Origin of the sequence: Amycolatopsis sp. WQ 127309 (genome assembly GCF_023023025.1) — a bacterium.
Classification (GTDB): domain Bacteria; phylum Actinomycetota; class Actinomycetes; order Mycobacteriales; family Pseudonocardiaceae; genus Amycolatopsis.
In genome coordinates this window covers 2,822,393-2,838,755 of sequence record NZ_CP095481.1, presented here as the reverse complement: position 1 = coordinate 2,838,755, position 16,363 = coordinate 2,822,393, and the positions used below count along the sequence as shown (strand labels likewise).

Annotated in this window: 15 protein-coding genes; all 15 read right to left on the bottom strand. The window is 70.3% G+C overall.

From position 1 onward, the window contains the following. Positions 1 to 178: 178 nt before the first annotated feature. The 15 genes from MUY22_RS12995 to MUY22_RS12925 all read right to left on the bottom strand — a co-directional run bounded on the left by MUY22_RS12995 (position 179) and on the right by MUY22_RS12925 (position 16,344). Complete coding sequence (locus MUY22_RS12995; protein WP_247059817.1) at positions 179 to 1,807, bottom strand: cation acetate symporter; 1,629 nt, start codon at positions 1,805 to 1,807, stop codon at positions 179 to 181. Then, on the bottom strand, positions 1,804 to 2,154 hold the full coding sequence (locus tag MUY22_RS12990) for a DUF485 domain-containing protein (protein WP_247059816.1): 351 nt from the start codon (positions 2,152 to 2,154) through the stop codon (positions 1,804 to 1,806). The genes MUY22_RS12995 and MUY22_RS12990 overlap by 4 nt, the downstream gene beginning before the upstream one ends. A gap of 206 nt (positions 2,155 to 2,360) precedes the next feature. Beyond that, positions 2,361 to 4,151 carry a cation acetate symporter gene (locus MUY22_RS12985; protein ID WP_247059815.1) on the bottom strand — a complete coding sequence of 597 codons (1,791 nt, stop codon included), beginning with the start codon at positions 4,149 to 4,151 and terminating at the stop codon, positions 2,361 to 2,363. A 30-nt stretch (positions 4,152 to 4,181) separates the two neighbouring features. Continuing rightward, on the bottom strand, positions 4,182 to 4,703 hold the full coding sequence (locus tag MUY22_RS12980) for a hypothetical protein (protein WP_247059814.1): 522 nt from the start codon (positions 4,701 to 4,703) through the stop codon (positions 4,182 to 4,184). Between the two features lie 13 nt (positions 4,704 to 4,716). Beyond that, positions 4,717 to 5,553, bottom strand: a complete 837-nt coding sequence (locus MUY22_RS12975) for a LytTR family DNA-binding domain-containing protein (protein ID WP_247059813.1) — start codon at positions 5,551 to 5,553, stop codon at positions 4,717 to 4,719. 89 nt (positions 5,554 to 5,642) lie between these two features. Next, positions 5,643 to 7,058: a carbohydrate-binding protein gene (locus MUY22_RS12970; RefSeq protein WP_247059812.1), complete on the bottom strand. Its 1,416-nt coding sequence runs from the start codon at positions 7,056 to 7,058 to the stop codon at positions 5,643 to 5,645. A 117-nt stretch (positions 7,059 to 7,175) separates the two neighbouring features. Next, on the bottom strand, positions 7,176 to 8,288 hold the full coding sequence (locus tag MUY22_RS12965; protein WP_247059811.1) for a TetR/AcrR family transcriptional regulator: 1,113 nt from the start codon (positions 8,286 to 8,288) through the stop codon (positions 7,176 to 7,178). A gap of 1 nt (position 8,289) precedes the next feature. Next, the gene (locus MUY22_RS12960) at positions 8,290 to 9,888 is read right to left on the bottom strand and encodes a long-chain-fatty-acid--CoA ligase (protein WP_256475991.1); all 1,599 of its coding nucleotides are present in this window, start codon (positions 9,886 to 9,888) and stop codon (positions 8,290 to 8,292) included. Positions 9,889 to 9,937: 49 nt separating this feature from the next. Beyond that, positions 9,938 to 10,291, bottom strand: a complete 354-nt coding sequence (locus tag MUY22_RS12955) for a hypothetical protein (RefSeq protein WP_247059809.1) — start codon at positions 10,289 to 10,291, stop codon at positions 9,938 to 9,940. Between the two features lie 3 nt (positions 10,292 to 10,294). Then, a complete protein-coding gene (locus MUY22_RS12950; protein ID WP_247059807.1) occupies positions 10,295 to 10,756 on the bottom strand; it encodes a hypothetical protein in 462 nt (153 codons plus the stop codon). Positions 10,757 to 10,825: 69 nt separating this feature from the next. Beyond that, entirely contained in the window at positions 10,826 to 11,671 is an 846-nt protein-coding gene (locus MUY22_RS12945) for a S49 family peptidase (protein ID WP_247059805.1), read from the bottom strand. A gap of 19 nt (positions 11,672 to 11,690) precedes the next feature. Then, positions 11,691 to 13,010 carry a histidine kinase gene (locus MUY22_RS12940; protein ID WP_247059804.1) on the bottom strand — a complete coding sequence of 440 codons (1,320 nt, stop codon included), beginning with the start codon at positions 13,008 to 13,010 and terminating at the stop codon, positions 11,691 to 11,693. Between the two features lie 299 nt (positions 13,011 to 13,309). Further along, positions 13,310 to 14,170: an Fpg/Nei family DNA glycosylase gene (locus MUY22_RS12935; RefSeq protein WP_247059803.1), complete on the bottom strand. Its 861-nt coding sequence runs from the start codon at positions 14,168 to 14,170 to the stop codon at positions 13,310 to 13,312. 39 nt (positions 14,171 to 14,209) lie between these two features. After that, positions 14,210 to 14,650, bottom strand: coding sequence for a DUF983 domain-containing protein (locus MUY22_RS12930; RefSeq protein WP_247059802.1), 441 nt, complete (start codon positions 14,648 to 14,650; stop codon positions 14,210 to 14,212). 113 nt (positions 14,651 to 14,763) lie between these two features. After that, positions 14,764 to 16,344, bottom strand: a complete 1,581-nt coding sequence (locus MUY22_RS12925; RefSeq protein ID WP_247059801.1) for a sigma-70 family RNA polymerase sigma factor — start codon at positions 16,342 to 16,344, stop codon at positions 14,764 to 14,766. Positions 16,345 to 16,363 lie beyond the last annotated feature (19 nt).

The following is a 16,363-nucleotide window of genomic DNA, read 5'->3' as shown; positions in this document are numbered from 1 at the left end:
CACGAACGGGCCGTTCGTGCCGGAAAGCGCGGCCGGATCCGGGTGCGGGAACCCGGATCTCGCGTGATCAGAGACGGATCTCGCGTGATTGGGGGCGGATCTCGCGTGATTGGCGGGGTCGACACGGCGAAGGGGGCCTTCCGCACGCCAGTGCGGAAGGCCCCTTCGTGACGTGGAGCTAGTGCGAGACGGCTTTTTCGGCGCCCGCGCCCGTCAAGGCCCGGACCTCCATCTCGGCGTACTTCTTCTTGTTGTGCTCCTTCGACAGGACCGTGCCCAGCCAGCCGAGGAAGAACGCGATCGGGATCGAGAACAGCCCCGGGTTGTCGAGCGGGAACCAGTGGAAGTCGACGCCCTGGATCATCGACGCGCTCTTGCCCGTCTTGGCGTCCACCGGCTTCCCGGAGACCGCCGGCGAGAACACGATCAGCACGATCGTCACCAGCAGACCGCCGTAGATCGACCACAGCGCGCCCTGGGTGTTGAACCGCTTCCAGAACAGCGAGTAGAGGATCGTCGGCAGGTTCGCCGACGCCGCCACCGCGAACGCCAGGGCCACGAGGAACGCCACGTTCTGCGTCTTCGCCAGGATGCCGCCGACGATCGCGACCGCGCCGATCACCAGCGCGGTGATCCGCGCGACGCGCACCTCCGAGCCCGGCGCCGGCTTGCCCCGCTTCACCACGCTGGCGTAGACGTCGTGCGCGAAGGACGCCGACGCCGTGATCGTCAGGCCCGCCACCACCGCGAGGATCGTGGCGAACGCGACGGCGGAGATGAACCCGAGCAGCACCGGGCCGCCCAGCTCCAGCGCCAGCAGCGGCGCCGCGGAGTTCGTCGTGCCCGGGGCCTTCGCGATCTTCTCCGGCCCGACGATCGCGCCGGCGCCGTAGCCCAGCACCAGCGTGAACAGGTAGAAGATGCCGATCAGCACGATGGCCCAGACCACCGAGCGCCGCGCGTCCTTGGCCGTGGGGACGGTGTAGAAGCGCATCAGCACGTGCGGCAGACCGGCGGTGCCCAGCACCAGCGCGACGCCGAGCGACAGGAAGTCCAGCTTGGTCGTGCCGGTCTTGCCGTACTGCTTGCCCGGGTCGAGCAGCGCCGCGCCGCCCTTGCCGCCCTTGTCGACGGCGGCCTGGAACAGGTCGGACAGGTTGAAGCCGTACTTCCCCAGCACCCACAGCGTCATCGCGAACGCGCCGACGATCAGCAGCGCGGCCTTGATGATCTGCACCCAGGTGGTGCCCTTCATGCCGCCGATCAAGACGTACAGGATCATGATCACGCCGACCACGGCGATCACCAGGTCCTGCCCGAGCTCGCTGTCGATGCCGAGCAGCAGGTTGACCAGACCACCCGCGCCCGCCATCTGCGCGAGCAGGTAGAAGAACGAAACGGCCAGCGTCGAGACGGCCGCGGCGGCGCGCACCGGACGTTGTTTCATCCGGAACGCGAGCACGTCGCCCATCGTGAACTTGCCGGTGTTGCGCAGCAGTTCCGCGACCAGCAGCAGCGCGACGAGCCAAGCGACCAGGAAGCCGATCGAATAGAGGAAGCCGTCGTAGCCGTTGACCGCGATCGCGCCCGCGATGCCGAGGAACGACGCCGCCGAAAGATAGTCACCGGAAATCGCGATGCCGTTCTGCGGGCCGGTGAACGCTCGCCCGGCGGCGTAGTAGTCGGACGCCGTCTTGGTGTTGCGGCTGGCCCGGAACACGATCACCAGCGTGATCGCGACGAAGACCAGGAAGATGATGATGTTGAGGGTGGAGTTGGAACCCTCCACGCCCGCGGCGAGGTTCATCGGCCGGGGTCTCCTTCGATGCTCGCGCGGATCTCGTCGGCCACCGGGTCGAGCTTCCGGTTGGCGTAGCGCACGTACAGGCCCGTGATGACGAACGTCGACACGAACTGCAGCAGGCCGAAGACCAGCCCGACGGTGATGTTGCCGGACAACCTGGTGCTCATGAACCCGTGCGCGTAGTCGGCGAGCAGGACGTAGAGCAGGTACCAGAGCAGGAACAACGCCGTCATCGGGAACACGAAGACGCGCAACCGCCGGCGCAGGCCGGTGAACTCGGGGCTTTCCTGGATCCTCTCCCACTCGGTCTGCGACTCCGCGCCACCGACGTCTTCCTCGGTGCTGCTCACAGAAGATCTCCACCTTTCCCGTTGTTTCGTACTGTCCGTACTGTTTGAAGCCAACGGACCGTAAAGAGTTAACGGCGTGGTTGGTAAGCCCCCAATCGGGCGCTTGACCTTCTGTAGAAAATCCGCTTGAGATTCGTGCAGGATGTCCGTTTAGCGGACGGGTGATCACTCGATCGGGTAATGCGTTCTCACGGCGAGTCAGCGAATTACTTGCGGTGTCGTCCCCGACCGGCGACCCGGGTCTTCTCCTCGGCTTGACCGAATCGGGCGACAGCGCGGTCGTGCATGAAGCCGAGCGGGTCCGGAGCGTGTAGGCGCAGCATGATGTCGTGCACGTGGTCCGGGCGGCCGTAGCCCGTGACGCGGCTGACGAGGTACGTCGTGACGAACGCGACCGGCACGGTGATCAGCGCCGGCTGGGCGGCGAACCACGGCGCCCAGCCCCCGGTGTAGCCGCTCACGATGTTGACGACCAGCGCGGCCAGCACCAGGCCGCCGCCGACGAACATCCCGGCCAGCGCGCCGGGCCAGGACAGCTTGCGCCACCAGATGCCCAGCACCAGCAGCGGGCTGAACGTCGACGCCGCGAGCGCGAACGTCATCCCCACCGACAGCGAGAGGTCCTCCGGCCGCAACAGCACGGCCAGGGCGACCGGGAACAGCGCGACCAGCACGGTCGCCACGCGGAAGTCGCGCACCCGGCCGGGCAGCAGGTCCGTCGACACCACGCCGGCCACGCTCACCAGCAGCCCGGACGTGCTGGACAGGAACGCCGCGAACGCACCGGCCGCGGTGACCGCGCCGAGGATCTGGCCGCTGACGCCCGGCAGCATCGCCGAGGGCAGCCGCAGGATCGCCGCGTCCGTCTTGCCGGTGACCAGCAGCTCCGGCACGTACATCCGGGACAGCGCGCCCAGCAGCGTCGGGAACAGGTAGAACAGGCCGAGCAGCAGCAGGACGTGCACGGTGGTCCGGCGGGCGGCCTTGCCGTCGGGGTTGGTGTAGAAGCGGACCAGCACGTGCGGCAGGCCCATGGTGCCGAGGAACGTCGCGAACATCAGCGAGTACGTCTGGAGCAGGTCGGTCAGGCTGCCCGACCCCGGGTGCAGCCAGTTCCCGTTGTCGGCGACGGCGTCGGTGACCACCGGCACCGGCGTGCCGGCCAGGAACTTCAGCTTGGTGCCTTCGGCGACCGTGTGCGGGGCCAGCGGGGTCCAGTGCGTCGGCCCGGCGGCCGGGCCGTTGTCCGCGAAGCCGTACGCGTAGAGGAACGTGTCGGAGGTGACGTGCACGGTGACGTCGGTCTGGACGTCGACCGTGGTGTCGGTGGTGAACACCGGCGGGGCGGCCGTGCCGAGCGGGCGGAAGCCGTCCGGGCCGCCGCCGGAGAAGAACACCATGCACAGCACGAACGCGGGCACCGAGATCGCGAACAGCTTGAGCCAGTACTGGAACGCCTGGACGACGGTGATCGCGCGCATCCCGCCGGCGATCACGTTGAACGCCACCAGGACCATCACCACGACCGCGCCCGCCCAGGCCGGCACGGGCAGGATCGTCGCGAGCGTCAGCCCGGCGCCCTGCAGCTGCGGAACCATGTAGAGGATCCCGATGAACACGACGAACGCCGTGGAGAACCGGCGCAGGCCGATCGAGCCGAGCCGCATCTCGAGGAAGTCCGGCAGCGTGTACGCGCCGGACCGCCGCAGCGGCGCGGCGACGAAGAGCATCAGCGCGAGGTAACCGGCGGTGAAGCCGATCGGGAACCACAGCGCGTCGGCGCCCTCCTTGAGCACGATGCCGGCGATGCCGAGGAACGACGCCGCGGACAGGTACTCACCGGAGATGGCGGCGGCGTTGCGCCGCGACCGCACGGTGCGCCGCGCGACCAGGAAGTCGTGCGTGCTGATGGCGGACCGCGAAGAGCGGTGACCGAGGTAGAACGTCACCACGGCGACCAGCACGATGCCGGTCAACGCCCACGGGTTCAGCTGCACGGAGGAATCCTCGCACGGGGAGGCGCGAAACTAGTTTTCGATCATGTCCACGAAAGCGCGCTCGTTGCGCTCGGCCAGCCGGTTGTACCAGAGGCCGACGCCGAACAGGAACGGGAACGGCAGCACGCCGAGGATCAGCCACGCCACCGGGATGCCGGCCAGGCTCAGCCGGGAGAACCCGGGGAGCAGGTAGAACAGCACCGGCAGCGAGCCGAACACCACGACGACCAGCAGGGACAGCAGCAACGCCGTCCGCAGCTGCACCTTCACCAGGTGGTCCCGGACGAGCAGCTTCCCCCAGCTGGTCTGTTCCTCCAGCTCGACGCGGGCCCGCAGGGTGCCGGCGCCGCGCTTCGGGTCGCTGAGGATCACGCGTTCACGCTTGGGTTTCGCGTGCTGCTCGTGCTTCGCCGGCTCGTCCGGCGCGGGTGGCAACGGCTCGACGACGGCCTGCTCGCTCGGCTGCGGCAGCGGCCGCTGCGGGCGCCGACCGAGCGTCGGATCGGGCTCGCGCACGCCGTTCGCGCGGCGGTCGTAGAAGTCTTCGGTCATGACCGGTCCCGGCTCAGCCGTTCCGGCCCGAACCGACCAGCCGGTCCTTCAGGGCCCGGGTGTGCCGCCGGCTGACCGGCAGCACCTTCTCCTCGTTGCCGATCACGACCTGGTAGCCACCCTGGCCCATCCGCAGCTCGGTGATGAGCGGCAGCGCGACCAGGAACGACCGGTGGATCCGGACGAACCCGGCCTTCTCCCAGCGCTCCTCGAGCTGCGCCAGCGGGATGCGGACCAGGTGGCTGCCTTCGGTGGTGAACAACCGCGCGTAGTCGCCCTGGGCCTCGACCCAGCGGACCGAGGAGCGCGGGATGAGCTTGGTGGTGCCGGCCAGCTCGACCGGGATGACCTCGTCGTCGTTCTTGACGCCGGGCTCGCCGCCGACGGCACCGGCGGCCGGCGCCGAGGCCGAGGCCAGCTTTTCGATGACGCGCGTGATCGCGCGGTCGAGGCGGTCCTGCTGGTACGGCTTGAGCACGTAGTCGAGCGCGCCGAGGTCGAAGGCGTTGACGGCCTCTTCGGCGTGCCCGGTGACGAACACCAGCGCGGGCGAGGGCCGGAGCGCGGCGAACACCCGCGACATCTCCATCCCGGACAACCCGGGCATGTCGATGTCCGCGAAGACGGCGTCGACGATCGGCAGGCCGCGCTCCTTGCGCTCGCGCAGCCTCGGGTCGTCGGTCGACAGCAGCCTCAGTGCCTCCGACGCGTCGATCGCCGGGAACACCTTCGCCACGTGCGGGCTGTTGCGCAGGCAGTGGACGAGTTCGTCCAGACCTCGAGGCTCGTCGTCCACAGCCAGGACCACGAGCTTCCGGGTGTCATCGTGAGCACTCACAGTGAAACGCATCCTGCCCATTGCCGAGTGCAATGTCCAGCCCCCGTCCGCCTGAAGTGGGGACCCGCGGGCGACAAGCGCCGCCCGCGGGTCCCCTCGTCTCAATGCACGAAGGTGAACCAGTTGAGGTTCACGAAGTCGGCGGGCTGGCCGCTCGTGAACGTCAGGTACACGTTGTGCACGCCCGTCACGGCGCTGGTGTTCGCCGGGACCGTCCGCCAGCTCTGCCAGCCGCCCGTGTTACCGACAGCGAAGCTGCCGATGGGCGCGTTCGACAAGCTGTCCAGCCGGACTTCCACCAATCCGCTGACCCCGTTCGCGGCACCGGACGCCACGCGCGCCTGGAAGTTCGTCGCCGCACTGCTGCCGAAGTCAACGCCCGGGTAGAGCGCCCAGTCGCCGTTGCCCGCCGGGCCGATGTTCTGGCCGCCGCCGGTGTCGGTGGTCGTCTGCTTGGCCAGGCCGTTCTGCTGGGTGTACGACTCGGCCTGGATGGTGCTGTACGCGCTGCTCCCACCGGACGGCGGAGTGGTCGTCGTCGTTGGCGGTGTCGTCGGGGTGGTGGTGCCGCCACCGCCGGAGCCGCGGGTGCTCACGGTGACGTAGTCGACGACCATCGGGTGCCCCGGCACGATCCCCGCGCCCGGCGTCGTGGTGCCGGAGTTGTTGTTGGGGAACGCGCCGCCGATGGCGACGTTCAGCAGCACGAAGTAGCCGGCGTGGCCGGTCATGTTGGCCCAGGTCGTGGCGTCGACCTGGTTCTGGCCGACCGAGTGGAACTGCTGCCCGTCGACGAACCAGCGGAACACCTGCGGGCTGACGCTCGCGTCCCATTCGAAGCGGTAGGTGTGGAACCCGGCCTGGCAGGTCGCGCCCGGGCAGGCCCGGTTGTTGACGATGCCGGTGGTCTCGTTGCACGGGCCGCCGGGGTTAACGCCGCAGTGCATGACGCCCCAGACGGAGTTGATCCCGTTGACGTTCTCCATGATGTCGAACTCGCCGATGGCGGGCCAGTTCCACCAGTTGCCGCGGTAGGGCCCGCCGAGCGCCCAGAAGGCCGGCCAGTAGCCGAGCGCGGCGGCGCCGGTAACGTTGGGCATCTGGATGCGGCTCTCGATCCGCATCACCCCGCCCGACGGCGGCTTGAAGTCGGTGCGCTGGGTTTCGATCCGCCCGGACGTCCAGTTGCCCGCGCCGTCGCGCAACGGCGTGATGCGAAGGTTGCCTGAGCCGTCGAGCGCGAGGTTGGACGTGCTCGACGTGTAGTTCTGGATCTCGCCGGTGCCCCAGTTGCCGGGGCCGCCGGGGTAGGCCTGGCCGGTGTCGATGATCCAGTTCGAACCGGATGACAAGGCGCCGGAGCCGCCGGTGAAGTCGTCGGCGAACACCGTCGTCCAGCCGGATTCCGGTGGCGGGATGGACGCCGACGCGGGCAAGGTGAGCGGGATGGCGATGAGCGCGGCGCCGGCCAGGGCGCCGAGGGCCAACCGTGTCGAGGTGCGGGAGAGGTGGGGCATCGGGGACGACCTCCTCGTCGAACCGGATTTGTTGCGGGTCACAACAAAGCCCGTGACGAGGAGACCTCCCCGGGCGGAGTGATCGCTAGGGGCGTTACGAAGCAAGAGTGATACAGGTCACAAAGTCTGCCCTGAAGTACTCGAAACGGACAGTCCAAGCAGGGCCGATCCGATGACGCAGAGAGCGTCCTCGACGCCCGGGAGCGTGCGCAGGTGCAGGGTCCGGGCGACGTCGTTGACCACCGTGAGCGCGGCTTGGACCCGCACGCGTGCCAGGTCCGGGTGGATGTCACCCAACAGCCGGACCCAGGCCTCGACGTACTCGCGCTGGGTGCGGCGCAGCTCGTGCCGCTCGGGTTCCGGCAGCAGCCCGACCTCGGTGATCAGCAGGTCGACGACGTCGTGGTGGGCCAGCGAGTACCCGGCGTACGACCGCAGCAGGGCGGGCAGCGACGCCGTCCGCAAGCCGTCGCCGAGTGCGTCGGCCCCGGTGCGCAGGGCCGTCATCAGCAGCTCGGCCTTGCTCTCGAAGTGGTGGTAGACGCTCGGCCCGGTGATCCCGGCCGCCGCGCCGACCTCCTCGATGGACACGCTGTGGAAGCCGCGCTCGGCGAAGAGCCGGGTCGCGGTCGTCAGCAGCAGCTCACGCCGGTTCGCGGGCTCGACGACCCGTTCCGGTGCTCGTTCGCCCAGGTCCGGGAGCCGGACGGTGGCAACCGCGCCGGCCAGCGACGTCATCAGCTCGTCGTAGGCCGGGCGCGGCAGGTCGACGCGCTGGAAGGAGACGCTGACCAGCACCGCGAGCACCGACCAGGCCAGCAGCCCGGCCTGGTCGGCGGTCAGCTCCCGGCGCCGGTCGCGCAGCTGCCCGGTGAGCTGGCCGGCCAGCCGCCGCAAGGGTTCGCCGACGCGGTGGCGTTCGGCCGGTTCGAGGTGGCGGGACTCGCGTTGCCACAGGATCCCGACGTCGCGCCGGTCGAGCGCACCGGCCGCCAGGTCGGCGAAGTCGGTGACGGCGAGCGCGGTCAACGCGTCCTCGACCACCGCGGCGAGCAGTTCCTGCTTGCCGCGGAAGTGCCGGTACAGCGCCGACGGGCCGATCGCGACGGCGTCGGCGATGTCGCCCATCGCGACGTGCGGGTAGCCGCGGCGGACGAACAGCTCCGCGGCCGCGGCCACGATCAGCGCGCGGCGGTTGCGCGGCCGGGTGCCGCGAGCGGGTGCGGACAACTCAGTGGACCCCGCGGTCGTCGTCGGTCCAGTGGCGCTTGCGCAGCTCGCGCTTGAGGATCTTGCCCGCGCCGGACATCGGGAGGGCGCCGGTGAACTCGAACGTGCGCGGCACCTTGTAGCCCGCGATCGCCTCGCGGCAGAAGTCGCGCAGCTCGTCGCCGGTCGCCTCCCGGCCGTCGAGCAGCACGACGACGGCGTGCACCCGCTCGCCCCACCGCTCGTCCGGCACGCCGATCACCGCGCACGCGGCGACGGACGGGTGCTTCGCGAGCGCGTTCTCCACCTCGGCCGAGTACACGTTCTCGCCGCCGGACACGATCATGTCCTTGATCCGGTCGACGACGAAGACGTAGCCGCGCTCGTCCATGTAGCCGCCGTCGCCGGTGTGCATCCAGCCGCCGCGCAACGCGGTCGCCGTCTCCTCCGGCCGGTTCCAGTAGCCGAGCATCACGTGGTCGCCACGGCAGACGATCTCGCCGACCGAGCCGCGCGGCACCTCGACGTCGTCGACGTCGACGATCCGGACCTCGGCGTGCGGCGCGGCCCGGCCGGCGGCCCGGCGCAGCGCCGGGTCGTCGTGGTCCTCGGCAGACAGCAGCGTCGCGACCGGCGAGAGCTCCGTCATGCCGTACGCCTGCACGAAACCCGCGCCGGGAAAGGCTTTCCGGGCGCGGTCGAGCACGGCTTCGGAGATCGGCGAAGCGCCGTAGACGACGTGCTTCATCGACGTCAGGTCGTGCTTCGCGACGTCCGGGTGGTCGACGAGCAGCTGGATCATCGTCGGCACCAGCAGCGTGTCCGTGACGCCCCGGCCGCTGATCGCCTCGAGCACGCCGGCCGGGGTGAACATCGGGACGATCACGTGCGTGGCGCCGACGAGCTGCCCGGCCGCCCAGGCCGCGCCGTCGGCCAGGTGGAACATCGGCGCGGCGTGCAGCAGCTTGCCGCGGGCGGTGAGGAACCGGCCGGTGGCGAGGCTGCCCAGCGCCGACGTCAGCAGGTTGCGGTGGCTGAGCATGACGCCCTTGGGCGTGCCCGTGGTGCCGCCGGTGTAGTAGACGCCGAGCAGGTCGTCACCCCCGCGGCGCGCGTCGTCCACCGGATCGGCGCCGGCGACGAGGTCCTCGTAGCCCAGCATCCCGTCCGGCGTCGGCGTCTCGCCGATGTGGACGACCGTGGTCACGCCGGCTTCGCGCAGCTTCGGCACCATCGGGACGAAGGCGTCGTCGACGAGCAGCACGCGCGTGTCGGATTCGGTGAGCGAGTAGGCGATCTCCGCCGGGCTCCAGCGGATGTTGATCGGGTTGAGCACGGCGTTCGCCCACGGCGTCGCCAAGAGGTACTCGTGGTAACGATCGGAGTTGAGGGCGAGGATCCCGACGCGGTCACCGGCGCCGACACCGAGCTCCTTGAGCGCCCCGGCGAAACGGGCGACCCGCCCGGCGACCTCGCCGACGGTCCGGACCCGCTCGCCGAACTCGGTCATCGGCCGGTCCGGCCCTTGCTGCACGGCCTGGTGAAGGGTCTGCGTGAGGTGCATCCGCCGCTCCTTTGCGGTCCGGTCCCCTAGCGCTGATTCACATAGCCTAGCGCTGATTCACTTAGGGGACCAGACCTCGACGGCTACGAGAGCACCGGCGACGCGGCTACTCGGTGCCTTTCGGGTGCCCGGTGCTCGCCAAGACCACCCAGACGGTCCGCCTGCTCGGATCGGGGCAGTACCAGATCCGGCCGCCCGCAGTTACTTCGTACTGCCACTGATCGAGTGCCCGGCCACCGATCTCACGCGTGGCGAAGGCACCCTTCAGCTTGTGCTGGCGCGCCGGATTCTCCGGAGCCGTCGGCCGTTCGGTGAGGACGATCCACGCTTCCCACGTATTGGACTTCGCAGCCTGACAGAGGACTTCCCAGCCCTTCGCCGCTTCGGAGGTCGCGAAGCGGGCCTCCCAGCCACCAGGTCGCGCCGGCGGAGCAACGCGATCGCCGCGTTTTGCGGGCATCGCTCAGACGTCCGTGGGGCCCGGGACGGGACCGAAGTCCTCCTCGATCGGGCCGCTGAGCTTGCCGGCGAGTACCGGATCGGCGTGAATGGCGGCGGTGCTGCGCCACTCCGTGATCGTCTGGGCGAGGACCGACCACTGCCCGAGCTCCGCGGAAGCCTGAAAGGCGCGCGCGAAGTCGTGGACGAACTGCGCCTGCTCCGCCTCCGGAAGGACGTCCACCCACGGAAACTCTTCGAGAAGAGCCATCGCCGCCACGTCGTGCGGCAGGTGCGCCAGCACGTTGCGCAGCGCACGCGCCGCCGCCACCGAGCCTTCCGACGCCGAGTTCGCCCGGTCCTCCCTGGTCAGGAGCAGGGCAGCACCATCGCGACGACGAACCCTCACGTCGCCCTCGTCGGCGAGCGCAGCGACGCTCTTGGGATCACGCTGCAGCTCACTCCACTGCACCTCGGTGGTGGCCATGGCTCAATTCTGAACTTTTTCAGAAGTCTTCGCAAGCCCTATGCCCGAGGCCGGTGAGCTGAAGCTCGGTCAGAGACCGAAGCGGGACCAGGCGGCCTTCTGCGTCACGGCGTCGAGCACCGCGGATGCGGCGGCCGGGGCGCCGATGCCGAGGCGGGCCAGCAGGGGGCGCTTCGGTTCGGCCACCGAGATGTCGGCCTCCGGGTAGCGCTCGGTGATGATCTGGCGGAGGCTGCCGAGGCCGTCGATCAGGCCCAGCTCGACGGCCTTCGCGCCGAGCCAGACGTCGCCGGTGAAGAGGTCCTCGGTGTCGGTCAGGCGGTCGCCGCGGCGGTCCTTCACCCAGCTGACGAACAGGTCGTGGAGCTGGGTGTGCATCTTCTTCAGCCACTCGACGTCTTCGGGCTTCTCCGGCGAGAACGGGTCGAGGCGCGACTTGTTCGCGCCCGCCGTGTGCAGCCGGCGCTCGATGCCGAAGCGCTCCAGCAGCCCGGTGAAGCCGAAGCCGCCGCTGATCACGCCGATCGAGCCGACCATCGACGTCCGGTGCGCGTAGATCTCGTCGGCCGCGCAGGCCAGCCAGTAGCCGCCGGAAGCGGCGACGTCCTCGCAGAACGCCAGGACCGGCACGCCCTTCTCGTCGGCCAGCTGCCGGATCCGCTCGGCGACCAGGCCGGACTGCGTCGGCGCGCCACCCGGCGAGTTGATCAGCAGCGCGACGGCCTTGAGCCGCTCGTGGCCGAACGCCCTGGTCAGTGCGGACTCGACCGCGTTGAGGTTGATCGCGCCCCTGGCCAGCGGTGACGGCGACGGCGTGATCACCCCGTGCAGCTTCACCACGGCCACGACGTCCTTGCGCTCGACCCGGTCGGCCAGACCCGGGATCCGCGAAGCCAGCTTGTCCGTAACGCTCATAAGGCCAGGCTAGCCGGATTCAGCCCATGGGGAGGATGCCGGACCGGGTGCCGTTGACGCCGTTCGCCTCGGCGCCGTTGAGCTGCGCCGGAACGCCCTGCGACGGGACGTCGGCGCTGTCGTTGTCGGAGCTGTAGTCCGGCATGTTCGGGCGGACGCCGGGGACGAACTTCGGCACCCGCAGCGTCACCTTCATGCCGGCGCCGGGCGCCGTCTCGACCATCACCGCGTAGTCGCTGCCGAACACCTGCTGCATCCGCTGGCTGATGTTGCCGAGCCCGACGTGGGCGCCGGCGCTGTGCGCGTTCTTGACGTCCTTCAGCCGCCGCGGGTCCATGCCGATGCCGTCGTCCTCGACGCTGATCAGCGCCTCGGTGCCGTAGTCCTGCGCGATCACCGTGACGCAGCCGCCGCTGGGCTTGCTGGCCAGGCCGTGCTTGACCGCGTTCTCGACCAGCGGCTGGATGATCAGGAACGGCACGACGACGCTGAGCACCTCGGGCGCGATCTTCATCCGCACCTCGAGCCGGCCGCCGAAGCGGGCGTTCTCGATGGTCAGGTAGCGGTCGATGTTGCGCAGCTCCTCGGCGAGCGAGGTGAACATGCCCGACGAACGGAACGAGTAGCGCGTGAAGTCGGCGAAGTCCTGAAGCAGCTCTCGCGCCTCTTCCGGGTCCGTGCGGATCAGCGCGGAGATGGTGTTCAGCGCGTTGTAGACGAAGTGCGGCGAGATCTGCGCGCGCAGCGCCTTGATCTCGGCCTGCTGCAGCTGCTGCTTCGACTCGTCGAGCCGGGACAGCTCGAACTGCGTGCAGACGAACTGCGCGACGGCGTCGGCCATCTGCACCAGCCGCCCGCGGGTCCGGCCGACGACGATCAGCGCCGCCTCGGTCTCGCCCTCCACCAGCAGCGGCACGATCACGGCGGTCTTCATCCGGCAGGTGCCGCGGTGGTTGCAGGGCATCCGGTCGTGCGCGACGACCTCCCGGCGGTGCTTGCGGATGGCCGCGCTGATCGCGTCGACGAGGTCGACGTAGTGCTCGTTCGCCTCGCCGTCCCACGACAGCAGCGTGCCCTCGCTGTCGGTGATGCCGACGGCGACGCAGTCGAGCATCTGCAGCAGCTGGGTGGTGATCTTGTCGGCGGCGTCCTCGTCCAGGCCCGAGCGGAGGTTCGGCGCGGCTTTCGACATCCGGTGGACCGCCTGCAGCATGGCGTCCTCGACGACGCTGGCCGGCTTCCGCTGCTTGAACAGCAGCACGATCACCGCGATGCCGAGCAGCACCGCGAGGCCCCACGGAACGATCTGCGCAAGCGGAAACCCGGACACGGCGTCCATGCTCTGCGCTCGACCAACCGGGTGCAAGGCCTGATCCCACTTTCTGTTCAAACGTGACGACCGAGGGTGGGGACGACCCTACTAAGAGTCGGACAACGGCCACCCCGGTCACCGTGCGCAACACGCGGACGCGGCGTCTTGTTCCACCACATCCGGGGATATGACCAGGAAGAACGCCCTTTCGGCGGGCACCGGCCGACGGGCCGCCGAGATCGCACGCGCGGTGGCGCAGCACGTGCGGCCGAACGGGGGAATCCGGACCGTGACGCCGTGACCACACGTGTCACGCGCCGCCGGCGCTACTTCAGCAGGCGGGACATCCGGCGGTCGGCCAGCGGCTTGCCGCCGGTCTGGCAGGTCGGGCAGTACTGGAACGACTTGTCGGCGAAGGAGATCTCGCGGATCGTGTCGCCGCAGACCGGGCACGGCAGCCCGGTGCGGGCGTGCACGCGCAGACCCGACCGCTTCTCGCCCTTGAGCCGCGCCGCCTTCTGGCCGACCGAGCGCTCGACGGCGTCGGACTCGATCTCGTGGATCGCCTCGGCGAGGACCTCCAGCGCGCCTTCGTCGAGCTTGCCGATCGTGGCGTACGGCGAGAGCTTCGCGCGGTGCATGATCTCGTCGGAGTAGGCGTTGCCGATGCCGGCGAGCAGCGACTGGTCGGTCAGCGCCCACTTCAGCCGGGTGTTCCTCCCGGCGAACAGCTCCCGCAGCTGCGTGGCGTCCAGCGCCAGCGCGTCCGGGCCGAGGCGGGCGACGCTCGCGATCTCCTGCGGGTCCTTGACGATCCACACCGCGAGGCCCTTCTTGGTGCCGGCCTCGGTCAGGTCGAACCCCGGCCCGGTGGCGGACTCGAGGTGCACGCGCAGCGAGATCGGGCCCTTGCCCGGCTTGAGCGGGGTCGCGGACAGCCCGTCCGACCAGCGCAGCCAGCCCGCGCGGGCCAGGTGGACGACCAGGTGCAGGTCACCGGCGACGACGTCGAGGTGCTTGCCGTGCCGGGTCGCGCCCGTGATCTCGCGGCCGTGCAGGTCGGTCCACGGCGGGGTCGCCGTCTTCAGCACGCTCAACGATGCGACATCGATCCGGAAGATCGTCCGGCCGACCGCGTTCTCCCGCAGGAAGTGGGCCAGCGCTTCGACCTCGGGTAGCTCGGGCATGCCCCCAGTCTCACCCTTTCGGCCGCAAACCGGTACCGGCTACTCGACCGGGTGCAGCGGCCCGTCGAAGTCCGGCAGCGAGTGCCGCTGGATGGTCTTGGAGATCTTCTTGACCTCGCCCTGCACGGTGAACATGCCGCGGATGGTGCCGACCCAGCGCTCGGACGGCCGGTCGCCGGTCATGTCGCCCTCGGTCTCCGCGACGACCGTCCACGGCCGGCGCAGGATCCACCGCAGGGGGAAGAACAGCATGATCAGCAGCAGTCCGAGCAGCACCCACGCCGGCACGCTGACCTGGTCAGGCGTCCAGACCACGAGGATCACGGCCAGCAGCACGGTCACGACGATCATCGCGATGCCGGGGCCGTAGCTGCCCGCGACGTCGTGCTCGAAGTCGTCGGCCGTGGCCGGGGCCCGCCATTCCATCTGGGCACGGACCACCCAGTCGCGGCCGTCTTCGCCGCGCACCAGCCGGTTCATTCAGTAGCCTCCCGGGCCGCCCGCAAGATGAGCAGCACAACGGTACCTTGCGCGGCCACACCCGCGCGAGAGCGGAATCGGACATCCCGCCGCGCGGAGTTGATCACCGCTGTTCAGGAGCCCGACGATGTGAACGCGGTCGAATCCGACGATTCGCCCGAATCGGTGACTTCGGTGCTGCTGCTCGGGCACGGCTTCCCCGACGTCGGCGTCACCGAGGTCGAGGGTTCCGCGGTCGCGGAGTCGCCGCCGGAGGGCTCCGGCTTGGTCGTCACGGTCGGCGAACCCGTCGGGCGGTCCGTCGACGACAGCTCGGGCGCGTCGGCGCTCTCCGGCTCGTCCGGGTCGTCGGGGTCACTCGACTCGGTGATGGTCAGGTCCGGGCTCGGCGTCTCCGTGTCGAGCCGCGGCGACGTCGAGGAGTGGTCGGGCGCGCTGAACGTCGAGGGGGCTTCCTCGTCGTCGCGCGGGGCGACGAGCCCGCCGGTCCCGTTGCCGGTGTCCCCGGAGGTGGTACCGCCCGGGACGTCGCCGCCGCCCGGCACGCTCGGCACCTCGTTCGCGCCGAGCTGCCGGTGCCCGGTGCTGCGGGCCGCCCGGCCCGGGACGGTGATCCCGGTACCGCGGCCGTTGAGCACGCCGATGCCGATCCGCGGGTCCTGCTGCGGCTGGGGCGGCGGCTGCTGGTGCGTCTCGCTCGGCGGCGCGACCACGAGCTCCGGCGCGCCGCCGGTCAGCCCGACGTCCTGCACCGGCGTCGAGCCGAACAGCACCGGCCCGGCGGCGACGCCGACGGCCCCCACGGCCGCGGTCGACGCCAGCGCGAGCCCGATCTTGACCTTCGAGCCGACCAGGACGCCCTTGACGGTGGCGCCGAGCCCGGCCAGCACGCCGCTGCCGCTGACCGCGGCACCCGCGGCCGGCACCAGCAGCACCAGCACGCCGGCGTGCGCGCGCAGCGACGAGCAGACGTCGCGCAGCTCGTCCTGGGTGGCGCGGCACGACGGGCAGCCGTGCAGGTGCGCCTTGATCCGCTCGGCCTCGGCCCCGGTGACGCTGCCCGCGGTGAAGCCGCCGAGCTTCTCGACGACCGCGCGGCACGAGTCCGGCCCGCGGTTCACCGAAAGGTGGGCCTGCAGGTAGGCGGCGCGCAGCCCCTGGCGGGCCCGGCGGGCCAGCGCCGCGGTGGCGTTGGCGCTCAGCCCGAAGTGGGTGGCGACCATGGCGGGCTGCTCGCCCTCGACCTCGGTCTGCCACAGCACGGTTCGCCAGCGCTCGGGCAGGCTGGTGAACGCCGTCGTGATCAGCGTGTGCTCGGCGGTGCGGGCGTGGGTGTCCGCCCCGGCGCCGGCGCGGAAGTTCAGCTCGTCGTCGGAGACCGGGACGTCGCGGCGGGCGCCGTGCCACTCCCACGACACCCGGCGGGCGACGGTGAGCAGGTAGGCGCGGACGTAGTCCCGGGGACCGGACCCGCGGCGCAGTGCCTGCAGCACGCGGAAGAACGTCTCCGCGGTGATGTCCTCGGCCTCGGACCGGTCGGACGCCAGGCTCTGCGCGAGTCTCCGGACGGCGGCGGCGTGCAGCTCGAACAACTCCCCGAACGCGGCGTCCTCACCGTTTCGAAGTCGATGCAGCAGCGCTTGCTCGTCGGATTCCGAGGCCGCTGGTGGCGGCACAGTGCCCAGCTCGGTCATCCGGCCCGGCACCTCCTCC

Coding starts and splice junctions, on each gene's coding strand:
- MUY22_RS12980 (WP_247059814.1), bottom strand. CDS start 4,703: ATGACCGAAGACTTCTACGACCGCCGCGCGAACGGCGTGCGCGAGCCC.
- MUY22_RS12945 (WP_247059805.1), bottom strand. CDS start 11,671: ATGAGCGTTACGGACAAGCTGGCTTCGCGGATCCCGGGTCTGGCCGAC.
- MUY22_RS12995 (WP_247059817.1), bottom strand. CDS start 1,807: ATGAACCTCGCCGCGGGCGTGGAGGGTTCCAACTCCACCCTCAACATC.
- MUY22_RS12970 (WP_247059812.1), bottom strand. CDS start 7,058: ATGCCCCACCTCTCCCGCACCTCGACACGGTTGGCCCTCGGCGCCCTG.
- MUY22_RS12935 (WP_247059803.1), bottom strand. CDS start 14,170: ATGCCCGAGCTACCCGAGGTCGAAGCGCTGGCCCACTTCCTGCGGGAG.
- MUY22_RS12975 (WP_247059813.1), bottom strand. CDS start 5,553: ATGCGTTTCACTGTGAGTGCTCACGATGACACCCGGAAGCTCGTGGTC.
- MUY22_RS12955 (WP_247059809.1), bottom strand. CDS start 10,291: ATGCCCGCAAAACGCGGCGATCGCGTTGCTCCGCCGGCGCGACCTGGT.
- MUY22_RS12950 (WP_247059807.1), bottom strand. CDS start 10,756: ATGGCCACCACCGAGGTGCAGTGGAGTGAGCTGCAGCGTGATCCCAAG.
- MUY22_RS12930 (WP_247059802.1), bottom strand. CDS start 14,650: ATGAACCGGCTGGTGCGCGGCGAAGACGGCCGCGACTGGGTGGTCCGT.
- MUY22_RS12940 (WP_247059804.1), bottom strand. CDS start 13,010: ATGGACGCCGTGTCCGGGTTTCCGCTTGCGCAGATCGTTCCGTGGGGC.
- MUY22_RS12925 (WP_247059801.1), bottom strand. CDS start 16,344: ATGACCGAGCTGGGCACTGTGCCGCCACCAGCGGCCTCGGAATCCGAC.